The sequence below is a fragment of the Bacillus sp. JJ664 genome (assembly GCF_036962205.1).
Lineage (GTDB): Bacteria > Bacillota > Bacilli > Bacillales > Bacillaceae_G > Gottfriedia.
This window is the reverse complement of record NZ_JBALMS010000155.1, coordinates 1-3,903: the sequence shown is the minus strand read 5'-3', so window position 1 is coordinate 3,903 and position 3,903 is coordinate 1. Positions and strand designations below refer to the sequence as shown.

3 protein-coding genes are annotated in these 3,903 nt (G+C 30.6%); all 3 read left to right on the top strand.

Annotated elements, in window-relative coordinates; genetic code table 11:
- Positions 1-134 precede the first annotated feature (134 nt).
- The 3 genes from V7056_RS18715 to V7056_RS18705 are packed head-to-tail and all read left to right on the top strand — an operon-like array spanning position 135 to position 3,780.
- Positions 135-1,220: a GerAB/ArcD/ProY family transporter gene (locus tag V7056_RS18715; protein WP_499703906.1), complete on the top strand. Its 1,086-nt coding sequence runs from the start codon at positions 135-137 to the stop codon at positions 1,218-1,220.
- Positions 1,217-2,644 carry a spore germination protein gene (locus V7056_RS18710; RefSeq protein WP_499703905.1) on the top strand — a complete coding sequence of 476 codons (1,428 nt, stop codon included), beginning with the start codon at positions 1,217-1,219 and terminating at the stop codon, positions 2,642-2,644. The genes V7056_RS18715 and V7056_RS18710 overlap by 4 nt, the downstream gene beginning before the upstream one ends.
- A complete protein-coding gene (locus V7056_RS18705) occupies positions 2,641-3,780 on the top strand; it encodes a Ger(x)C family spore germination protein (RefSeq protein WP_499703904.1) in 1,140 nt (379 codons plus the stop codon). The genes V7056_RS18710 and V7056_RS18705 overlap by 4 nt, the downstream gene beginning before the upstream one ends.
- Positions 3,781-3,903 lie beyond the last annotated feature (123 nt).

The following is a 3,903-nucleotide window of genomic DNA, read 5'->3' as shown; positions in this document are numbered from 1 at the left end:
AAACTGCAGCTTTTACCAATCTTCTTGGATGGTATGGCTGCAGTTTTTTGATGAATAGTTTGTTGTGTCAATGGAAAATATATTCATATTAATGAAATAAATTACTAGTAGATATTGGGAGGTATTACTCGAAAATGAATAATGAAAAAATTTTCATTAGTGCAGCATTAATCCTCGTACTACTTTCCAGTATACTTATGAACCATTTTATTATGATTCCAGTACTATTTGACATAGCTGGTCGAGATGCGTGGATATCAGTAGTTATTGCTTTTCCAGCTCTATTAGTTTGGCTTTGTATTTTATACTACATCATGAAAAAAACAGAACAAAAATCCATCACCTTACTTATAAAACAGCGATATGGAAATATAGCATATTCTATAATCGTAATCCCATTATTAGTTTTTTTATTGATAAATTCATACATTGCTTTAAAAAGCATCTCATTTTGGATTACGATAACTTATTTACCTAAAACACCAACAATTGTTATCGAAGCTTGTTTAATAATTATCTGTACTTATTGCGCATATGCCGGCATAACATCCATTGCTGTTATATCAGTATTTCTTTTTCCTTTTATTCTCTTCTTTGAGCTTTTTCTTGATGGAGCAAATATCCAATTTATGCACATAAATTGGATGAAACCGATGATACAAAATGGTTGGAATCCTATTTTAAAAGGGAGCTTTTACATTGCAGGAGGATATATTGAACTCTTGTTTTTATTACTAGTTCAACATCATATCAATAAGCGAGTTAAATTCTTGCAATTATTTTTTTTAGGAAGTTTGATATTACTATCATCACTTTTTCCATTATTTTATTCAATCTCTTTATTTGGACCTCGATTATCAGAAAATATGCATTTCCCTGTTTATGAGCAATGGCGACTTCTCGGAATTGGTCAATTTATTCAACATGTAGACTTTATCTCTGTTTATCAATTTATGTCATGCTCCTTTATTAGAATTGCTTTAACTTTATACTTATGTATTGATATTTTAAATATAAGATCAAAACCTAACTTGAAAAATTTGTTATGGGCTTTAAGTTTTACGTTATTTGTAGTCGCATGTATACCTATTACGACCTTAAATCTTCATTCATTTGTAAATAATAATTATTTCCCTATATTTATACCAGTCATCTTTTTCATATCGATTTTATTAGTACTCTTTGTTATAAAATTTAAGGTAAAACCAAAAGGGGGGTGATTCCCATTTCAAAAATAAATGAACAAAAAATAAGAAAACTCTTCAGCAACTGTGCAGATGTGCAAATAAAAGTTCATAACTTATATAATGATTCGAAAAGTGAACGAGTGCTTTTTGTCTATTCAAGTGGAATGATTGATACTATCCATATGAATCAGTTTGTTTTACCTAATCTCCAAAATAATACTTTACAATTAATACCCATCATTTGCAGCGAAAAAGATACTGATCAACAAATCACATTGAAAGTTTTTTCTGGTGAATTAATATTATTATTTGAAGAAACTGGTGAGCTTTGTTCATTAAATATATCAAAAATTCCACAACGTCAACCTGAGGAATCTTCTTATGAGGTTTCAATTAAAGGTGCTCGTGACGGGTTTACAGAATCTCTAGAAACAAATGTGGCATTACTTAGAAAACGAGTACGTAGTACTACTTTATGCAATGAAATATTTACGATTGGTAAACGAAGTCAAACTAGCGTTTCATTACTCTACCTATCAGATGTAATAAATGAGAGTATTATTGAGGAAGCAAGAAAAAGACTTAATTCAGTAGATGTAGACATTCTAAATGGGGTTTCTCCTCTTGAGGAGTTATTATCAGATTCACCATATTCGATTATTCCGTCTTTAACTTATAATACTAGGCCAGATATGGTAGTCGAATCACTGCAACGAGGACGCTTTTGTATATTAATAGATGGTGCTCCAGCAGCATTAATAGCACCAATTAATTTACAATTTTTATTAAAATCTGCTGAAGATTTGTACATGCCTTATTATTTTGTGACACTTGAAAGAATATTAAGATATTTAGGTTTATTAATTTCGGTCTTACTTCCTGGTTTTTACATTGCAATGGTATCTTTTCATCAAGACCAGATACCTTTTCCAGCACTTGCAACAATTTCTATTAATACTACAGGGATACCATTTTCTCCAGGGATGGAGATAATTATAATGACTATTCTTTTTGAAATTCTGTACGAGGCAGGTTTGCGTTTGCCAAAATCAACGGGTCAAACTGTTACGGTGGTAGGAGCGTTAATAGTAGGAGAAACTATGATTCGATCAGGACTTACTTCTCCGAATGTAGTTGTCATTGTTGCAATTACATTGATATCTCAGTTCCTAATTGTAAACCAGTCTTTTGGAAGTGCTGTTATTTTAATGAGAGTTATAAGTATTATAATGGCGTGTATTTTAGGTTTGCCAGGTTTAGTGCTTGCTCAATTTCTAATATTAATATATATCTCAACGTTAAAATCTTTTGGAGTGCCATACATGTCTTCATTTTTTAATCCAAGTGACAGTGACTACTTAAAAGGTTTAATTCAGCTTCCGAAAACATTCACGAAAAAGACTCCAAAATTTTTATATACGAAACTTGGACGAAAACAGGGGGATAAGTCAAATTGAAACGGAGGCTAATACTACTAATTGCTCCTATTTTACTCTTAACCGGATGTTGGGATATAAAACAATTAAATCAATTAACATATGTTTCAGCTTTAGGAGTAGATTATGTAAATAATGAATATGTTTTATATGTACAAGTATTGGATTTTTCAACTATTGGTAAATCAGAGCAAGGAAGTAGTGGAACTGAAGGGCCTAACATTTGGATTGGTAAAGGAAAAGGTTCAACTTTTGCAAATGCTTGGAACGACTTATACAATAGCACTCAACAAAGGACATTATTTGGTCAAATTAGTTCAATAGTATTTAAAGAAGCAGCCTTAGGTAAAAAACAAGTAGAAGAATCCTTGGATACTTTAGAGCGATTTGTAGATGCAAGACTCACACCTTGGATTTATACAACAAAAGAACCAATTGATAAAATTTTTGCAGTAGAACCTATGTTACCTAATTCACCAATTATGACTTTATTACATTTACCGAATGGAAACTATGAACAACATTCATTAATATCACCGATGAAATTAGTTGAATTCGCTGCACTTATTAATGAACCTAGTACTTCAATTATCGTACCTACACTTGGTTTAGATGATAAGCTGTGGAAAAAAGATGATAAAAATATGCCAATGATGAATGTAAATGGAGCTTTTTTGTTTTATAAAACGAAAAAACCACAATGGATATCCAAAAGCGATTTAAAAGGTTTGCGTTGGGTTGATCGGAATACTGAACGTACCCCTCTATCTCTTAACGAAAAAACCGGAAAAATAAAAGCATTGCTTCCTATTGAAGACCCAGTTATTAAGATTCATTCTAGGGTAAACAAATCAGGTGTTCCAAAATTTAATTTGAATATTAAAGTTCATGCAACTGTAACTCAGTTAAATTCCAAAGTCAGCAATAAAGTTTTACAAAATGAAGTTAGAAAGAAGATAAAAAAGGAAATCCGAACGACTTTTTTAATAGGAATAAGTAAAAAGTTGGATGTATTACATTTAGAAGAAGAATTATATAGAAATAACTATAATTCATGGAAATCAGTTATTAAAAAAAATAAGTTTCCAATAACATCAGATTCTCTTGGCACTATTAAAGTAAAGGTTACAATCACAGATAAAGAAAGAAAAGAATAAAGAAAATTTACTATCCCTTTGCAGAAACTATTTTGACTAATAAAATGATATCTAAAAAACTCTTATTAGGAAAATTATAGGTAGGTGAGGGGATAGCTATAAAAAACCTGTAAAAAATTAAAT

Bases quoted from the DNA above. Each gene is read 5' to 3' on its own strand.
- V7056_RS18715 (WP_499703906.1), top strand. From the start codon at position 135: ATGAATAATGAAAAAATTTTCATTAGTGCAGCATTAATCCTCGTACTA.